This is a genomic window from Cloacibacillus sp. (assembly GCF_020860125.1).
Classification (GTDB): Bacteria; Synergistota; Synergistia; order Synergistales; family Synergistaceae; genus Cloacibacillus.
The window spans coordinates 16,441-33,818 of sequence record NZ_JAJBUX010000023.1; the positions used below are offsets into that span (position 1 = coordinate 16,441).

The 17,378-nt window shown below is 53.7% G+C and carries 16 protein-coding genes; 9 read left to right on the forward strand and 7 right to left on the reverse strand.

Features of this window, described 5'->3' with window-relative positions; all coding sequences use genetic code 11:
• Nucleotides 1–9 precede the first annotated feature (9 nt).
• From LIO98_RS02990 to trxB, 7 genes are all read left to right on the forward strand, one after another.
• Complete coding sequence (locus LIO98_RS02990; RefSeq protein WP_291953210.1) at nt 10–1,188, forward strand: iron-containing alcohol dehydrogenase; 1,179 nt, start codon at nt 10–12, stop codon at nt 1,186–1,188.
• A gap of 127 nt (nt 1,189–1,315) precedes the next feature.
• Complete coding sequence (rpmE, locus tag LIO98_RS02995) at nt 1,316–1,552, forward strand: 50S ribosomal protein L31 (protein ID WP_066744235.1); 237 nt, start codon at nt 1,316–1,318, stop codon at nt 1,550–1,552.
• Nucleotides 1,553–1,907: 355 nt separating this feature from the next.
• Entirely contained in the window at nt 1,908–2,600 is a 693-nt protein-coding gene (thyX, locus tag LIO98_RS03000; protein ID WP_291953214.1) for an FAD-dependent thymidylate synthase, read from the forward strand.
• On the forward strand, nt 2,597–3,520 hold the full coding sequence (locus tag LIO98_RS03005; protein ID WP_291953216.1) for a DUF1385 domain-containing protein: 924 nt from the start codon (nt 2,597–2,599) through the stop codon (nt 3,518–3,520). Before thyX ends, LIO98_RS03005 begins: the two co-directional genes overlap by 4 nt.
• Before the next feature lie 135 nt (nt 3,521–3,655).
• On the forward strand, nt 3,656–4,729 hold the full coding sequence (gene prfA / locus LIO98_RS03010) for a peptide chain release factor 1 (RefSeq protein ID WP_291953218.1): 1,074 nt from the start codon (nt 3,656–3,658) through the stop codon (nt 4,727–4,729).
• Between the two features lie 4 nt (nt 4,730–4,733).
• Entirely contained in the window at nt 4,734–5,582 is an 849-nt protein-coding gene (gene prmC, locus LIO98_RS03015; protein WP_291953220.1) for a peptide chain release factor N(5)-glutamine methyltransferase, read from the forward strand.
• 68 nt (nt 5,583–5,650) lie between these two features.
• The gene (trxB, locus tag LIO98_RS03020) at nt 5,651–6,847 is read left to right on the forward strand and encodes a thioredoxin-disulfide reductase (RefSeq protein WP_066744240.1); all 1,197 of its coding nucleotides are present in this window, start codon (nt 5,651–5,653) and stop codon (nt 6,845–6,847) included.
• A 110-nt stretch (nt 6,848–6,957) separates the two neighbouring features.
• Here the strand turns inward: trxB and LIO98_RS03025 are convergent, their stop codons facing one another.
• The 7 genes from LIO98_RS03025 to LIO98_RS03055 all read right to left on the reverse strand — a co-directional run bounded on the left by LIO98_RS03025 (nt 6,958) and on the right by LIO98_RS03055 (nt 14,141).
• On the reverse strand, nt 6,958–8,232 hold the full coding sequence (locus LIO98_RS03025) for an L-serine ammonia-lyase, iron-sulfur-dependent, subunit alpha (RefSeq protein ID WP_291953224.1): 1,275 nt from the start codon (nt 8,230–8,232) through the stop codon (nt 6,958–6,960).
• Nucleotides 8,233–8,283: 51 nt separating this feature from the next.
• On the reverse strand, nt 8,284–8,805 hold the full coding sequence (locus tag LIO98_RS03030) for an L-2-amino-thiazoline-4-carboxylic acid hydrolase (protein WP_291953226.1): 522 nt from the start codon (nt 8,803–8,805) through the stop codon (nt 8,284–8,286).
• Between the two features lie 67 nt (nt 8,806–8,872).
• Nucleotides 8,873–10,258, reverse strand: coding sequence for a dipeptidase (locus tag LIO98_RS03035; protein WP_277002081.1), 1,386 nt, complete (start codon nt 10,256–10,258; stop codon nt 8,873–8,875).
• 181 nt (nt 10,259–10,439) lie between these two features.
• Nucleotides 10,440–11,015, reverse strand: a complete 576-nt coding sequence (locus LIO98_RS03040; protein WP_277002085.1) for a flavin reductase family protein — start codon at nt 11,013–11,015, stop codon at nt 10,440–10,442.
• Between the two features lie 30 nt (nt 11,016–11,045).
• On the reverse strand, nt 11,046–11,441 hold the full coding sequence (locus LIO98_RS03045; RefSeq protein WP_291953231.1) for a phenylpyruvate tautomerase MIF-related protein: 396 nt from the start codon (nt 11,439–11,441) through the stop codon (nt 11,046–11,048).
• A 40-nt stretch (nt 11,442–11,481) separates the two neighbouring features.
• The gene (locus tag LIO98_RS03050) at nt 11,482–12,879 is read right to left on the reverse strand and encodes a sodium:solute symporter family protein (RefSeq protein ID WP_291953233.1); all 1,398 of its coding nucleotides are present in this window, start codon (nt 12,877–12,879) and stop codon (nt 11,482–11,484) included.
• A gap of 512 nt (nt 12,880–13,391) precedes the next feature.
• On the reverse strand, nt 13,392–14,141 hold the full coding sequence (locus LIO98_RS03055; protein WP_363303882.1) for a GntR family transcriptional regulator: 750 nt from the start codon (nt 14,139–14,141) through the stop codon (nt 13,392–13,394).
• Between the two features lie 255 nt (nt 14,142–14,396).
• On the opposite strand from LIO98_RS03055, the gene LIO98_RS03060 reads away from it, so the two are divergent.
• A complete protein-coding gene (locus LIO98_RS03060) occupies nt 14,397–15,503 on the forward strand; it encodes a M48 family metallopeptidase (RefSeq protein WP_291953235.1) in 1,107 nt (368 codons plus the stop codon).
• A 57-nt stretch (nt 15,504–15,560) separates the two neighbouring features.
• Nucleotides 15,561–17,378 (forward strand): DNA polymerase III subunit gamma/tau, encoded by a 1,818-nt coding sequence (gene dnaX, locus LIO98_RS03065; protein WP_291953237.1) that lies wholly within the window; start codon nt 15,561–15,563, stop codon nt 17,376–17,378.

Below are 17,378 nucleotides of genomic sequence, written 5' to 3' on the forward strand. Positions count from 1 at the left end.
CTTTATATTATGCAGAATTTTACCTATTACGCGCCGACGAAGATCGTCTTCGGCAAAGAGACGGAGAAAGAAACCGGCGCACTGATCCGTGAACAGGGATGCGAACGGGCACTTATCGTATACGGCAGCGGCAGCGTAAAGCGCAGCGGGCTGCTGGAGCGCATCTCCGCCTCGCTTGAGGATGCCGGAGTCTCCCATGTAGAGCTGGGGGGCGTCATTCCTAATCCGCGCCTTTCAAAGGTCCGCGAGGGAATAGAGCTCTGCCGCCGTGAGAAAGCCGACTTTTTGCTCTCCGTGGGAGGCGGCAGCGTTATCGATACCGCGAAGGCGATCAGTTACGGCGTTCCGTATGCGGGAGATGTGTGGGATTTCTTCGCGGGTAAGGCCGCAGCGCAGGCTGCCCTGCCGATGGGCTGCGTGCTGACGATCGCCGCCGCGGGCAGCGAGATGAGCAATTCAAGCGTCATCACGAACGAGGAGAACGGACTTAAGCGTGGATACCGGAGCGACCTCTCGCGGCAGCGTTTCGCGGTGCTGAACCCCGAGCTCACATACACGCTGCCGCCATACCAGACGGCGAACGGCGCCGTCGATATCATGATGCATACGATGGAGCGCTACTTTACCTCCGAATGCGACCTTCTCTTAACCGACGCGCTTGGCGAGGGGCTGATGCGCACGGTGATGGAGTGTGCTCGCACGCTGCGCGATGATCCCACGAATTACGCCGCCCGCGCCAACATGATGTGGGCCTCCAGCCTTTCGCACAACGGACTGACGGGCTGCGGTTCGGTCGAGGACTGGGCCTCTCATCAGCTGCAGCACGAGCTTGGCGGAATGTTCGACTGCTCGCACAGCGCGGGGCTCGCGGCGGTATGGCCCTCATGGGCGCGTTATGTGATGGACGCCGATTACGTGCTGTTCGCCCGCTTCGCCGTGAAGGTGATGGGGGCAGCTCCCGCAGCGGACGAGCGGGAGACGGCGGAGCGTGGCGTCGCCGCCGTTGAGTTCTTCTTCCGTTCGATAGGGATGCCGACAAATATTCGAGAGCTGGGTTACGAACTCAGCGAGGCACAGATCGCGGAGCTCGCCGAAAAGTGTACCAACGGCAGAACGCGCACCGTAGGCGGCTTAAAAAAGCTGGGTTACGGAGACATCGTAAAAATTTATGAGGGCGCGCGCGGTTGAGGACAGTGTTTTTTCGTAACGCGCTTATAATCAGGTAAATGAAATAAAAAACTTGCGTCTGCCGGCAATCTGGCATATAATACATTGCTGTATGTTAGACGTACTTGAACATCTGGAGGTGCAATAAATGAAGAAGGACATCCACCCGAAATACGAAACCTGCAAGGTCACCTGCGCCTGTGGCAATACATTTGAGACTAAGTCCACTGTGGGCGATATGAGAGTTTCGGTCTGCAGCGCATGCCATCCTTTCTACACTGGTAAGAAGGGCCGCGTCATCGAAGCGGGACGTCTTGAGAAGTTCCGTCAGAAGTATGCCGGCGTGAATTACGGACAGAAGAACGTCAGCGAGACCGCCGAATAGCTTTTCGATTTAAGAGGGGGGCGCTTAGGCGAACCCCTCTTTTGTTTAGCCAATAGTGGCAGCCCGCGTCATTTTAGGCCGCGGGCGGAATCGCCCCCCCGGCAGTCGTATCTGTGAAGTTTCGTATCTCCCGGCTTTATATGCCATGAGCGGCGGCATCCGACCGATATATAAGCGACTTGTACGAAGTCCAAGATTTAGACTTTTCGCTATTTATCGGCTGACCCAAATGCACGTATTTCTAAGCGTCTTTTATTTATGTGAGCTGAAACGATAATGAACGTCTTTTTATTTCGCGTTTGCGAGTGAAAATTAGCCTTAATAATAGTGACAATAACAGAGGAGTGGAGCCGGAATGAGCGTTTTTGTGAAACTTATCGCCGCTACGCCCGAGGCGGACAGAGTAGTCGCCGCCGCGGCAAAGATATGCTACAGCCCGTCGGGCGCGGCCGAGATATTTGACGGCCTCGACACGGCAAAGACCGCTTCGTTTTTAAAGATGCTGCGCGAGGCCGGACATCTCTCTCCCTTTGAACACGCCTCCTTTACCTTCGCGGCGGAGGGACTGAGCCGCGTAGCGACCCACCAGCTCGTGCGCCACAGGATGGCCAGTTATTCCCAGCAGAGCCAGCGTTATGTGGGGATGACCGGCAACGAATGTATTGTGCCGCCCACGGTCAAGTCTGACCCGCGCGCCCTCGCCCTATTCAAGGAGCAGACGGAGTCGGCCCAGCGCACCTACGACGAGCTTGTCGCCCTCGGCATCCCGAAGGAGGACGCGCGTTTTATCTTGCCGCACGGAGCGGAGACGCGTATCGTGCTGACGATGAACGCGCGCGAGCTGCACCATTTCTTCGCGCTCCGCCTCTGCCGCCGGGCTCAATGGGAGATACGCGAGCTGGCGAGGGAGATGCTGCGCGCTGTACGCACCGCCGCTCCCGTGCTCTTTGCCGCTGCCGGTCCCTCCTGTGTCACAGAAGGTTCGTGCCATGAGGCTCATTCCTGCGGGCAGCCCTACAAAGATATGGAGGATATGCTCTCGCAATGAGAACAACCGCACTGCTTCATGTGACGCTCTCGGCGCTCATGGATCTGCCTCCTAAAAGAATACCGGTAGGCGGACAGGCCGTCATCGAGGGCGTGCTCATGAAGGGGCCCGAACACTGGGGGCTTGCCGTCAGGGAGCCAGGCGGGGCTATCTGCCTGAAATCATGGCTCGGTTCGAATTGGCTGAAGGGCGGTTTTTGGAAATGGCCCGTCGTCCGCGGTTTTGCCACGATGGTTGAGATGATGCAGATCGGCATGCGCGCGCTCTCCCTCTCCGCGGATATCAGCCTCGGAGAAGAGGAAAAGATTTCTCCCTGGGAGATGGTGCTTTCTGTTGGGGCCGCGCTGCTTGGCGTGGTGGGGATATTCCTCGCGCTGCCGATGTTTATATCCGAATACATCACCACTCATTTCGCACTCTCTCACTTCGGCAAAAACATCGTCGAGGGATGCCTGCGCGGTGTGATCTTTGTCGGCTATGTGGCGGCGATCTCCATGTGGAAGGATATCGCCCGCGTCTTTGAATATCACGGCGCGGAGCACAAGACGATCAACGCCTATGAGCATGACGCGCCGCTGACGCCGGAGAGCGTGGCGCACTATTCGCGCATCCACAGACGCTGCGGAACCTCCTTCCTTTTGGTCGTAATCGTCGTGAGCATCATCGTCTTTTCCCTCATCGGCGGCGGTTCAGTGCTTTGGCGCGTGGGCAGCCGTGTCGTATTGCTGCCGCTAGTGATCGGGCTCTCCTATGAGTTCATCCGCGGCGCCTCAAATTCAGAGACCTGGGGAAAATACTGTATAATGCCCGCGCTTTCGCTCCAATATATAACGACGCGCGAACCATCGGCGGATCAGCTGGAGGTCGCGATAGCCGCGCTTGACATGGCGCTTGACCCCGATAAGGGGAACTCTGATTAATGGTAAATGACCGGCAGAAATAAAATGTTAGCTCCGCTGTCAGATGTACCGGATGCTAAATAGGCGGGCGGCCCTGCCTATGACGCAGAGGGGGCATATGATCAGCGGCTCATCTTACAGCAGGTGGTGCAGAATATGGAACTGATAGATAAACTTAAAGAGATAGAGGCCAGTTATCGGGAGCTGGAACAGAAGATGGCCGATCCCGCGGTGGCCAACGATCCTCAGGAGATGCAGCAGCTCGGTAAGAAGCATGTCGACCTCGCGCCGATCGTCGACGCCTTTTCTAAGTATGAGGCTGTGCTTCAGGGCATTGCTGACGCCAAAGAGATGATCGACGGCGACGACGAGGAGATGCGCGAACTGGCGAAGGAGGAGCTATCCGAGCTTGAGGCGCGCGTTCCCGAGCTGGAAAAGGATATCCGCGTGCTGCTCCTGCCTAAGGATATCAACGATGACAAGAGCGTTATCATTGAAATACGCGGCGGCGCCGGCGGCGAAGAGGCGGCCCTCTTCTCGGTAAACCTCTTCCGCATGTACACACGCTTCGCCGAACGCCAGCACTGGAAGACGGAGATCATCTCCGGCAGCGAGACCGGTATCGGCGGGTACAAGGAAATAATCTTCCGCGTCGACGGAATCGGCGCCTTCAGCATGCTGAAGTTTGAGAGCGGCGTCCACCGCGTCCAGCGCGTACCGGAGACGGAGGCCAGCGGACGCATCCACACCTCGACGGCGACCGTCGCGGTGCTGCCGGAGGCGGCAGAGGTAGACGTAGAGGTCCGCACGGAGGATCTTAAGATCGACACCTACCGCTCCAGCGGCGCGGGCGGGCAGCACGTCAACATGACGGACTCCGCGGTGCGCATTACGCACCTTCCCTCCGGGATCGTCGTCACCTGTCAGGACGAACGCTCACAGATAAAGAACCGCGCGAAGGCGATGCAGTTCCTGCGCACCAAGCTTTACGACGCCGAACTCCAGCGGCAGAACGCCGAGATGGCGGCAGAGCGCAAGGGGCAGGTGGGGACCGGCGACCGCGCGGAACGCATTCGTACCTATAATTTCCCGCAGAACCGCCTTTCGGACCACCGGATAAACCTCACCCTCTACAAGCTTGACCAGATACTTGACGGTGATCTCTACGAGCTCATCAGCATGTTGTCCGAGGCCGACCAGGCGGAGAAGATGAAGCTTCTCTCGGTATAAAATATTGAAACTGCAGGAGCTCCGCCGCCGCTGCCGCGAGACGCTCGTCCTTTCGGCGGCGGCCCGTCCGGAATACTCGGCGGACCTCATCATCTCCCGGCGTCTTGGCATCGGCCAGGCTGAACTTGTATACAAGGACGACGAAATCCCCGCGCAGGCCTGTGAGGGGATTTTCTCTATGACAGCAAAACGCGCGGGGGGCGTGCCGCTGTCATACGTGCTCCACGAAGCGGAATTTTACGGCTACCGCTTCAAGGTGGGGCGCGGCGTTCTCATTCCGCGTCCGGAGACGGAGCTGCTCGTAGAAGCGGCGCTTGAATACTTTCCCTCGGGCCGCGCGGCGTTTTTTGCCGACTGGTGCACGGGCAGCGGCTGTATCGCCCTATCCCTGCTGCTGGAGAATGAATCGCTTACTGGTATCGGCGTGGACAAGAGCCCGCAGGCGCTTCGCTGGGCTTCGATTAACAGAGGGCTTCACCGCCTCGAAAAGCGCCTTGTCCTGCTGCGCAACGCCGAACCCGCGGAGGCGCCCGTCGGCGAGGGCAGCCTTGATTTCATAATCTCCAATCCGCCGTATATACCGGAGGCGGAAATAGCGGGGCTGATGCCGGAGGTGCGCGACTATGAGCCGCACATGGCCCTTGACGGCGGGGCTGGCGGCCTATTTCTATACCGGAAATTTTTTGAGTCGTTTCCCCGTTTACTGAAAAGCGGCGGACTGCTATTGTTAGAGACGGCGGGCGAGGCGCAGATTTGTGCGCTAGAGGATATGGCACCAAGTGAATTTGTTCTCATGAATAAAATTTTAGATTATAATGGAATAATTCGTCATATTATATGGCGTAAAAGATAAAATTTAATATAATCATATCTATAAGAAAACTTATAAAGAATAATATTCTTTGAGGAAGGATGTTAATCATGGAAAAGAGAGAACTTGTAATAATCGGAGCCGGCCCTGCGGGTCTTGCGGCGGCGGTATACGGACGCCGCGCCGGACTTGACACGCTTATCCTTGAAAAGGGTATTCCCGGCGGTCAGATCAACATCACGGACGAAATTGAAAACTGGCCCGGAACGATCCACTCGACAGGCTCCGAGCTCGGCGAAACATTCCGCAAGCACGCGGAGCACTTCAAGGCCGAATTCAGAAGCTGCACGGTACAGAAGATAGATCTCAGAGACGGCAGCAAGTTTGTCGTCACCGACAGCGGCGAGATCGAGGCCGAGGCGATCATCCTCGCCACCGGCGCCAGCTTCAGGAAGCTTGGATGCCCCGGCGAAGCCGAATTCACCGGCGCGGGCGTCAGCTACTGCGCGGTCTGCGACGCGGCCTTCTTTGAGGGCGAGACGATCGCCGTCGTCGGCGGCGGCAACGTGGCCGTCGAAGAGGCCGGTTACCTCACACGCTTTGCCGATAAGGTCTACATCATCCACCGCCGTGACGAGTGGAGGGCCGACCGCCTTGCCATCGAGCAGGCGCTCGCGAACCCGAAGATCGTCCCCGTCTGGAATTCCGTCGTCGAGTCGATAGAGGGCGAGGGTGTTGTGGAGAAGCTCGTGCTTAAGAACGTCAAGACCGGCGAGATCTCGGATCTCCCCGTCGCCGGCTGCTTCGTATTTGTCGGCACGGAGCCGAACGTCGCCTACCTCCAGCCCGAGAGCTCGGTCGTCAAGCAGACCCGCGGCGGCTGGATCGATACCAATGACAAGATGGAGACCTCCGTCGAGGGTATCTTCGCCGCGGGCGACATCCGTGACAAGTACCTCCGTCAGGTTGTAACCGCCGCCGGCGATGGCGCGGTGGCAGCGATGGCCGCCTACTCATACATCACCGAGCAGCTTCACCTCCGCTCAGTGCTCATCGACCCCGAAGAGGTGATCGCCCTCTTTACCTCCAGCATCGACCAGGATCAGGTCAAGCTGCAGGTCGAAGCCGAAAAATACGCGAAGGAGAGCGGCAAGCAGATCGCCTTCATCGACGGCTACCGTAACGGCAAGATGGTGGAAAAGCTCGGAATCGCGAAGCTCCCGACGATCGTTGAGATGAAAAAGGGCACGATGGTTCGCTCCGCGGAGCCCACAACGGTAGAGGACATCAAAAAGTTTATCGCGTAAGATCACGCGAAAATAACTTTAATCAAAAACAGCGGGAGGCGTCATTGACGTTCTCCCGTTATTTTTATCTTCTAATTTGTGGATTGGTCACCTTCGCCGCGTGTTAAGAGTCATTCCGTCATCATCCTGATGATCTCTTTATCGGTCTCATACATCCCGACCCTGCCAAGCCTGCCTATGTTCTTGATCGTATTCTCAACACCTTTGAGGATAACACCGTCGCCGCCGTAAAATTGCTGCCCGTTTTTGTACATCTCATAGCCGATGATGCCTGCGTCGACGGCGACGGCAATTTTTGCCGCGCAGGAGGATTTAGCTCCGTCGCAGATGATTCCTGAAGTCACGGCGAGCGTGTTAACTATTGTGTGAATGATCGTTTCGTAATCGCCGCCGCATAGGTAGGCGATACCTGCCCCTGCCCCTGCTCCGGCGCTGACCGCGCCGCAATAGGCCGAAAGACGGCCGATGCCGGTCTTCTGGTGTAGCGTAACGAGGTTTGATATTAGCAAAGCTCGGTAAAGCTTTTCTTTGTCAGCTTTAAGCTCCTTTGCGTATTCTATTACCGGAATGGAAGCCGTTATGCCCTGGTTGCCGCTGCCGGAATTGATCACCACGGCAAGCTCGCAGCCGTTCATACGAGCGTCGGAGCCGGCTGCCGCCATTGCCCTCGCTCTGACCTTGACGTTATCTCCATATACCTTAAGTATAACTTTGCCGATATTGGCCCCGTAGTCTTTTTTCAGTCCCTCGTTGGAGATTGCCGTATTGAGTGTTATTTGTCTATCTAATATTGACTTCACGTCCTGGATGAAGGCAGTCTCAGCGAAATCATAGATATCTTTTACGGTGAGCAATGTATAATCTGGACAGTCGGTGTCTTCTACATCTAATATCTCTTTGTTTTTCAGCACCTTGCCGTCTTTTTCTATAAGGACAATATTTGTGTGTTCATTTACCGTCCGTACTTTCGCCCATGAATTGTCTCTGTATACCGTTACGGTAATATCGAGAAGATGATCAGAATTGGCGGAGCTGGTTATGATCTTGGTATTCTCTAAATATTCTCCTAGGTTGGTTTTAGCCTCAACTGAGATATCCGCGATGACTTCTAGGCCATTTGTTGCATCTCCTGCCAGTGCGCCAAGGGCGGCGGCGACGGCGATGCCACGCCTGCCGCCGGTATTCGGGACAACGACACTCTTGACGTTTTTAATGATGTTGCCGCTTGCTTTAACCTCTATATGGTTGGGAAGCGCTCCAAGCACCGCTCTGGCCTTTGCTGCACAGTAGGCGATGGCTATTGGTTCTATGCAGCCCATGGCGGGAACGAGTTCTCGCGTAAGTATTTTTAGATAGCTCTGATAGGTCAAACTATTACGTTGCATGTTGATACTCCTTTGCTTGAATCCTTTGCCGCTGCCTATGTCGGCTGTATGCTATTGACCATTCGCAGAGATGTTGGAAGCGACCCTGATAATGCAGTAGTCGTCTCCGTCCAAAGTATTCCTATCGTGGAAGCAGAGATAACCCTTCCCATAGGCCCTGAATTTTGCCTGGTCGACCCAGCAATAGAGCCTGCCTAGGCGTTCTGCCTCTTTGCCGAGCTTCTTCCAGTTGTCGGCAAGGGGACAGTAGGTGATTTTGCTGATTTTTTCGCAGGGCCTGTCGTTGGGTTTATCGATGGGAGCCGTCTGCCAGCCCATTGAGGGCAAGTCTTTGCCATGCTTGAAATTGAGCAGCGTTGTCTCAAGATCCTGGCTCTCGATCTTCTTCATAGCGCTCTCAGCGGCGAGTTGTCCGTATTTGTCGATTGCTTTGCGGGTCAGTTTATCGGCCTTCTCCGGAGACAGCTCCTCTTCAAGCGTTTTAGCGAAGGCATAATGGAGAAAGGCCAACCGCTCCGCCATGATTAATACATTCTCAACCGCTAGTTCTTTGGATACTGTTGTTTCACACATTCTCTATCCCTCCATGGTTACAGTATTAAATTGGTTCAAGAGCGATGGCACTATATTATCTTCATAATCATTTGTCCTGCCCATTTGAAGCTATTTTATCAAAGAGCAGGCAGAGGCTGCGGATCGCATTCCTGAAATCTTTGACGTAGAAGCATTCGTTAGGTGAATGGGAGCCGTTTTCCGGCCTGCCCCAGCCAAGAATCAGCATCGAAGGAATTTTCAGCGAATCTTTTATCTCACTTATAATATGGATCGTTCCACCTGAGCGTATGAAGGCCGGGGCCTTTCCAAAAGCTTCCTCAATGGCCTCTGCCGCCATTCGTACATTAGGGTCGTCTATCTCGGTGACGACAGGTGTTGCCCCAAATAGAAAGCGGATATCCGTCTCCACTCCCGCTGGAATATTTTCGCGGATGAAATTTTCAAAGCAGCGAAATACTTTTTCAGGGCTTTGGTTAGGAACCAAGCGAGAACTGATTTTAGCAAAGGCCCTTGCCGGTATCACTGTCTTTGGGCCCTCGCCGGTGAAGCCGCCCCATATACCGTTTATGTCCAGCGTTGGGCGCGCGCTTTTTTTCTCAATGGCTGAGCAGCCCTTTTCTCCATGCAGCATGGCCATTCCAAGCGATTTGGCCACGGCGGCCTCGTCATAGGGCAGATGTGCCATTGCCTCGCACTCCCGTGAACTGAGTGGACGCACATCATCGTAAAACCCAGGTATTGTTATGTGCCCATCCTCATTTTTCATTTTTGCAAGCAGCGTGGTTATGACCTCTGTAGCATTTAACGCGATACCTCCGAATAGGCCGGAATGAAGGTCTTTTTTCATCGTTTGCAGGGCAATCTCAAAGGAGACTATCCCACGAAAGCCGCAGGTTACGGCGGGAATGTCTTTTGACAGCATTGAGCTATCCGAAACGAAGAAGATATCACTGCGTAACTTATCGCCATTTTCCTTGAGAAAACGCAGCAGATTCTTACTGCCGATTTCCTCCTCTCCCTCGGCGAGGAAGATTATATTTAGAGGTAATTCTCCGCGCACCCGCTGATAACTTTCCAATGCTTTGACGTAGGTGTAGAGCTGCCCTTTGTCGTCGTTTGCCCCCCTGGCGAATATTGCCCCGTTTCTGATACTTGGTTCAAATGGTGGTGTTTTCCATTCCTCAAGCGGTACCTCCGGCTGCACGTCATAATGTCCGTAAATCAGCAGAGTTGGTGCCTCTTTGCGGTGTTCATGTCTGGCAAGCATGATAGGCCAGCCATTTGTTTCTATGAGGTCGCCGTGGAAACCAATATCTAGGAGTCTACCCAGTAACCACTCTGCCGAACACCGCATAGCGTCGCTGTTCTCTGAATAGGCGCTGACACTTGGAATCCGTAGGAACTCGCAAAGCTCCTGCTGATAGCGTTCTAACGAGTCGTCTATGTCTTTAAAAAATTTGTTTTCGGCCATCTTTTGTTTGTTATACCTCCTGCTGCGATTTAAGACAACGCGATAGAGTTGCAGCTTAGATTTTTTAGCTAAGGAGCCGTGCTATCCCAGTTCAGTTAGGGCATTACGGCTCCCAGCCATGTTACTTCGTGTTGCCGATAGGAGTTTTTACATAAAGATTTCCCTAGGATGCTCTGTGCCTCTACTTATCTATCTCTTTGGCCGTCCATCCGTAGTGGCCGATGAGCGAATCCAGAGTCCAATATTCCTGTGCGTTATAGCAGAAGGCAAATGGTTTGAACTTGTCGATCATGACCTTGTTTTTGTCGTTCAGCACTTCTTCATCAGCGTGCGTCGCCACGATCTCTGCGAGGAATATGTCATGTGAGCCAAGGGCGATGATATGTTTAATCACGCACTCAATGTTTACAGGACATTCCTTTATCATCGGTACTTTGACAATCGAGGCTTCTACCGGCGTCAGCTTTGTAGCCTCCCATTTATTGACCTTCCTTGCGCTGAGTATCCCACATAGGTCGGTCTCTTTGGTGAGGTTACCTCCAGGGATGTTGATGACGAACTCTCCCGTCTCTTTCAGCATATGATATGAGTAACGTGTGTCGCGGACTGAAATGTAGGCCATTGGCGGAACGGCGTTGATGATACCGCCATAGGAGATCGTGATGATGTTTGAATTGCCGTTTTTGTCGGCGCAGGTGGCCATAAAGGCTGGAATGGGTGAGATCGCGGAAACTGCGCCTATGTTCTTTTTTGCCATGGTAATATCCTCCTTTTAAATAACGTCAGTTTACTTGCAGGGCTCGTCGTTTACGACCCAGAGACGGGTCTTAGCCTGCCAGGTAGCGATACCGCCCATAAGGCCCCAGCATGTCTCGGGGATGCGCAGGAAGGTTATATAAGTGCGGTAGGGTGAGACTCCCAAGACCCTTGTCATAATCGAAGTAAGCGCTGCGGAGATGTCGTTGTTGGTCTTATGCTCGATACCGACCATACTGCGTACATCGATCAGGGCCATCGGTTCCGAGCTATTGCCCATCATACCGTCTACCTTCTGGAGTATTACCATTACAGCCTCCTCGTTTTTGTGTGCCTGTTCGACCATTACCTTTGTTGCCTCGCGCAGGATAGTCTCCCTATCGCTTTCGTTATATGCTACGTTTGTCTGAATCTGTACACAGGGCATGAAAATTCCTCCTTAATATATATTTTTATTGGCTACTTTATTAGTTTTCCGCTTCGGTCGTTTTGAGCGAAGTCAGAAGGCTAACCACGATAAGTGTAAGAATTGAGAGCGGAACGGCAATCAGCGCACCGTCGATATTGTTAAAGCCGCTCTTAAGCCAAAGCTCCCAAACGAGCGCTGAGCTGCCGCCGATAATGATAGAACAAATGCCTCCGGCTGGAGTGACGCGCCTCCAAGTAAATGCTGCTACGAGTGCGGGAGTGATGGCCGCTGCGTATACGGTGTAAGCGTACATGATGATACCTAGCACATCTGTAAATTTGGCAATCAATATATAGGCCAGTATTCCGCAGGCGACTACTAAGAACCGTACCATCTTTAGCTTATGCGCTTCGTCGTTATTCTTTGTAATATAGGGCGTGACGATGTCGTGTGCAACGCTAGTCGCGGCCGAGAGCATAAATGAATCTCCGGTGGTTATCATGAACGATACCGCCGCTGCAAGAATAAGGCCGCCGACGGCGAATGGTAGATGGTGCATCGCGATCATCAACAGGGCGGTATCCGGACGGATGCCCTTAAGGTAGGGAATGGAGAAGGCTTCAATCAACACCGTCATTGTTCCGAGTATGACGGCCCCTACGATAAATAGAGCGCAAGATTTTGTAGCTTCTTTTCTATTCTTCGCAGCATTGAACCTTATGAAGAGGTTCTGGTCCCCCATCGCGAGAAAGGCGGTTGCTACAAGTACACCCCAGTTGGTAAGGCTGTTGTTGTTGGCTCCCGACCATGTAAAATACTCGTGGGGGATCTGTGCGATCAGCCCAGAGAAGCCGCCGCTTTGGAAGAGCAGGCATGATATGGCGATGAGAAATGATACAAAGACGAAAAGTGCGCTGATTGCATCTGTGTAGGCGACGGAAGCCAGACCGCCGGTGACAGTCAGCAGGATTATGATTACGGCGGAGATGATAGTTCCCGTTTCAACGGGCAGCCCTGTCACGATATTGATGACGTAGCCGGCACCCTTGAACTGATATGACGTGATGCCTATATAAGACAGGACGATGAAAACGGTGGCTAAGACACTGGCTGTCGTGCCGTATTTGTCTTTAAACAACGCAGGAATGGTAGTATTTTCCGCCGCTCTGATCTTTCCGGCAATCAAGAAAACGACAAGCAGACCGATTGGCGTGGAATACTGATAGATGAGCCCGGCTAGGATGCCGCGGGAATAGACGATATTCGCGCAGCCGGTAATGCTGCCGCCGCCAAACCAGGTGGCGATCAGCGTACCGATAACTATCCAAAGTGGGAGGCTTCTGCCAGCTGTGACAAAACCTTCACTGGTCTTGACCAATTTTTTGCTAATGTAAAGTCCATAGGCTACTACTACAACGAGATATGCCACAATGAACCAAAGGTAGCCGGAATGCATTAAATATCTCTCCTTTATTAGTTAATCAAATATTTATTAGATTAAAATATAGCTAACAAAAAATACCGTAATGGTATAAGCCTGGGAAGGATAAAAGAAATGGCTTAGATATACCGTATTTTACAGAACTATGCTCTCTTGGTTGTTAGTATTGACAGCCGTTTTTTGTACAGATTCTTACAATTTCCATCGCCCCTTTTATACTTTGTATTTTCATGCCGGTTCCTCCCGGATATCAGTCGCGCGCAGACCTGTTTCCTTGGAGTATGGCAATAAAACATCTAGCGGATATCTGCTAATTAGATTAGATATGACATCCGAATAAAAGTATGCTGCTATATTCACATTCTTTTTGCGGCGATGTAGTATCAATTAAGAAGGCATAAAACAACAGTAGGTCACTTTGTCAGGAGACCTATTAAATGTCGGCTTGCGGTACTATCGTAAAATTACGTCCTAACTATCTATTTATTATCCGTCCCAAGTTAATATTGGCTCGTTTCTCTCACGACCTATTGGTTGTTAGCATAGTAGGTTGTTTTATGTGACCAGTAATCGGTTCGTACATGATACAGACTCATATAAACAGACCTGTCATTCTCCGTGTAGTAAACGCGTTTTCCGCTGAGGAGCGGAAAGCCTACCGGTATTTGCATTTCTTCGGCCATTTTGTCGTCCGCGGCGGCTGCGCGGATATCTTCTTCTGCCCGGTACAGCGTGATCTGGAAATCTCTTTCCAGGACTTCGCTGATGATGAAAAAGTCCCCAGCTCGTTTGAATGCCTCAATATTAAGAGAATCCCTCACGTAATTGTGCATAGAGAAGATGGGGATGTCTTTGAAATAACGCAGTCTGTGAATGTGAATCACCTGCTGATCTTCGTCAAGCATAAGTATCTCCCGCACATCGTCGTCAGGTTTCTCCATTTTGATCCATAGAGTTTTGCTGCTCAGTTGGTTAAAATCTCTCTCCATATCCTTGGAGAAACCGCTTTGGAGCAGCCAGTGGCTCTCCTTCTTTCTGTCACAGACAAAAGTACCTCTGCCCTGGCAACGGAGCAGGAAGGTCTCCTGTTCAAGCATTGTTAAGGCCTGTCTGACAGGAGCCCTGCTGGCGCTATACAGCTTTTCGAGCTCTGCCTCTGTCGGGAGCTGGTCTCCAGGTTTTAGCTCTCCTTGGAGTATCCGTTTTTTGATATCAGCGTAGATACTATAATAAAGAGAATTTGTTTGTGTCTGTATTTTTGTTCTCTCCTCTCTAATAAATAAACTTTAATGTATTGTTTATAATCTTTATACTCAATCTATTGAGAGGATTATATACCGTAAGCTAATTTTGTCAAGCTATGGAAACCAAATATATTATGATGGCAGCTCTTCCTGAAATACAAATTTAAAATCCGTATAAAGAGCGGAGTTAAACAACCGCGGGCAAAAACGAACAGTCCTTTTTTCGGTATAATAATATAGAACGCTCTCGCAGCGAAACGTACATGGGAAAGGGAGGGGCGACCGATAATGAAAAAGACAGTGCTGCTGATGATGTTGATGGTATTACTTTTACCGGCTGTGGCCGCGCACGCGGCCGCGTCGCCGGAGCCCAGCGATAAAACGATAAAGCGCGAATTGAAGATCGGACGCAAGGGGTCGGAGGCGATCGAAAAACAGGTGCCGCGTGTCCTAGACCCTGTGGCGGAGGCGAAACTCGCGATGATCGCCGCGAAGCTTACGCCGTTTCTTCAGCGTGACCTTGATTATAATGTGCGCATCCTTGAGATGAAAGAGCCCAATGCCTTCTCACTGCCCGGCGGCATGACCTATTTCACGACCGGTATGCTTGAATTCCTGAAGAGCGAGGACGAGATCGCGGCGGTCATGTGTCACGAATTTATCCACGCCGACCGCGCTCACGGGATCGTACAGGCGAAGCGCAACAATAGGCTCACGCTGCTGACGATCGCGGGGCTGGTCGCCGCGACGCAGGCGGGCGACTCCGGCGCGGGGGTCGCGGCGATGGCGAGCGGACTGCAGACGGCTCTGATGAACAGCTACAGTATCGAGCTGGAGAAGGAGGCCGACGCGAGGGGGATAGACATCCTCTACAAGGCCGGCTATAATCCCGCGGCGATGCTGACGATGATGGAGCGTATGAAGGTGGAAAAGCTAAAGCGCGCTCAGTATCAGCTCGGCATATTCCAGACGCACCCCGAGGAGGAAGAGCGCGTAGAGGCGGCTCTTCAATATCTGCGCGATAAGGGCATCGAGATACAGCGCAAGGATGTGGTGCAGTCGCTGAAGATCAAGACCGACACCGTATCCGGCAATGTGCGTCTATATGTGGACGACGCCGTGCTTCTGTCAGCTCCGGCGACGGAGGAGTCGTCCAGGCTTTTCACGGAGCTTGGCGAGCGTTTGGATAGCACCCTCGAGCTTGAGCTTGCCCCATACGATATAAAGATACTCGGAGAAAAGGGAGAACAGTCTCTGGTGATAAGGCGCAAGACGATCCTCACGGAGAGCGAGCTGCTCCCGGGAATGCCGCCGCTTGCCGAACTTCGCGACCGGATAAACGACGCGCTCAACAAGTCGCGCCGGGGAAATATGCTGACGGATTATTTTCAGTAGGGGTCAAGAGCGGTTTTTTCCTGTAGAATGTGTAAGGATTGATCGAGGAGGGGAAACATGTATATTTCACTATACCGCAGATATAGGCCCCAGACATTTTCCGACATGGTCGGACAGAGCGCGGCCGTCGGCGTATTGCTGGAATCCCTGCGCGAGGGCTCGCTTGGGCACGCCTATCTTTTTTCGGGACCGCGCGGATGCGGCAAAACCTCTGCCGCGCGCCTTGTAGCTAAGTCACTTGACTGCCTGAACCGCGGCGAGGACTGCGAACCATGCGGCGTGTGCGAGAATTGCCGCGCCATCGCCGCCGGCGAACATCTCGACGTCATTGAGATCGACGGAGCCTCAAACCGCGGGATAGGGGAGATACGCGACCTTAAGAGCCATGTGAGCCTCAAGGCGCTCTCCGCATCATATAAGGTCTACATTATAGACGAGGTCCATATGCTTACCGACGCCGCCTTCAACGCGCTGCTGAAGACGCTGGAGGAGCCGCCCGCGAACGTCGTATTTCTGCTGGCGACGACCGAGCCCCATAAGGTGCCGGTCACTATACGCTCGCGCTGCCAGCACATACCATTTCACCGGATAACGATCGCCGATACTGTGAGCCGCCTTAAGCACGTCTGCTCTCAGGAGAATATCGAGGCCGACGAGGAGGGGATCTGGGAGATAGCCCGCCAGGCCGACGGAGCCCTGCGCGACGCGCTGTCGCTCACGGAGCAGGCCGTGGCCCTTGGTCGCGGTAAGCTTTCTTTGGAGAGCGTCCGCGAGCTGACGAGCGGAAGCAGCCGCGCCGAGCTGGAAAAGTGGGTGACGATGCTGCGCACCGACCCGCGGGGAGCGGCTGCGGCTCTGCATTCGATAATGGCAAGAGGCATCTCTTCGGAGCGGCTCTGCGAGGCGCTCTTTGTGCTCTTTCGGGATCTGTGGCTCTTCTGCCTGTGGAAGGACAAGGCTCTGGAGGCGCTCGAAACTTCGAGCGCGGAGCGTGATTATCTTGCCGCGGAGGCCCAGCATTGGGACAAGGATAAACTGCAGGCGGCCTGTATGCTGTGCAGCCGGCTTTTGCCGCGCACGCATTACGGAATGAAGGGCGATATATTCAGCGGCCTGATATTTATGGAACTGCAGAATATACTGGCGGGAAACGTCCAGCCAGCGCCGCCTTCCCGCAGCAGGGAGCCGGAACGCGCCGCGGCGCCGCAGCCGGCGGCACGTACGCCGCGTGAGGAAATTTCACCCGCGCCGGCGCGTCAGGAGCGGCCGGCGGAACCGCTTCCGCCCGAGGATGATTTCTGGATGCCGCCGGAGGAGGAGCTGCCTCCGGTACGGCAGGAGCGCCCCGCCCAGAGGCGAGTCCAGGAACCTGCGCCGCTCTTTGCGGGACAGCCTGATATGATCTTTGGCAATGAGGCGCCCGCCGCTTTTGACGTCGCGGGGCTTTGCGCCAGACTTGGAGATAACGAATTTTCGCGGCTGGTGGGGAATCTTTCCTCTGACTGGCTTCCAATTGCCGCCGCGCTGCTGAACGCGGAGCTTTCGCGCCGCGACGGTACGCTGGAGGTGACCTTTGAGCGGCAGATGCCGGCGAAGAACTTCCTCTCGATCCCGCATAACCGCAAGACGCTCACCTGCGCCGCGGCAAAGCTGTGGGGGATCGCGGGCGGAGATACGCAGCCGCAGCCGCAGCATGTAAGCGAGCCGGACGAACCGGCTCCAGAAAAACAGTCCGCCGCCGCGCCGGAGGCTGAGGAGAACGAACCGACCGCTGCGCAGTCGCTCACATCTCATGTGTTGAGGCTGGCGGGGGCGGAGGTGCTCTATGTTAAGAGCATCCACGCAAATGAAGATGAAACTGAGGGAAATGAATAA

Coding starts and splice junctions, on each gene's coding strand:
- LIO98_RS02990 (WP_291953210.1), top strand. CDS start 10: ATGCAGAATTTTACCTATTACGCGCCGACGAAGATCGTCTTCGGCAAA.
- rpmE (WP_066744235.1), top strand. CDS start 1,316: ATGAAGAAGGACATCCACCCGAAATACGAAACCTGCAAGGTCACCTGC.
- thyX (WP_291953214.1), top strand. CDS start 1,908: ATGAGCGTTTTTGTGAAACTTATCGCCGCTACGCCCGAGGCGGACAGA.
- LIO98_RS03005 (WP_291953216.1), top strand. CDS start 2,597: ATGAGAACAACCGCACTGCTTCATGTGACGCTCTCGGCGCTCATGGAT.
- prfA (WP_291953218.1), top strand. CDS start 3,656: ATGGAACTGATAGATAAACTTAAAGAGATAGAGGCCAGTTATCGGGAG.
- trxB (WP_066744240.1), top strand. CDS start 5,651: ATGGAAAAGAGAGAACTTGTAATAATCGGAGCCGGCCCTGCGGGTCTT.
- LIO98_RS03025 (WP_291953224.1), bottom strand. CDS start 8,232: ATGCAACGTAATAGTTTGACCTATCAGAGCTATCTAAAAATACTTACG.
- LIO98_RS03030 (WP_291953226.1), bottom strand. CDS start 8,805: ATGTGTGAAACAACAGTATCCAAAGAACTAGCGGTTGAGAATGTATTA.
- LIO98_RS03035 (WP_277002081.1), bottom strand. CDS start 10,258: ATGGCCGAAAACAAATTTTTTAAAGACATAGACGACTCGTTAGAACGC.
- LIO98_RS03040 (WP_277002085.1), bottom strand. CDS start 11,015: ATGGCAAAAAAGAACATAGGCGCAGTTTCCGCGATCTCACCCATTCCA.
- LIO98_RS03045 (WP_291953231.1), bottom strand. CDS start 11,441: ATGCCCTGTGTACAGATTCAGACAAACGTAGCATATAACGAAAGCGAT.
- LIO98_RS03050 (WP_291953233.1), bottom strand. CDS start 12,879: ATGCATTCCGGCTACCTTTGGTTCATTGTGGCATATCTCGTTGTAGTA.
- LIO98_RS03060 (WP_291953235.1), top strand. CDS start 14,397: ATGAAAAAGACAGTGCTGCTGATGATGTTGATGGTATTACTTTTACCG.
- dnaX (WP_291953237.1), top strand. CDS start 15,561: ATGTATATTTCACTATACCGCAGATATAGGCCCCAGACATTTTCCGAC.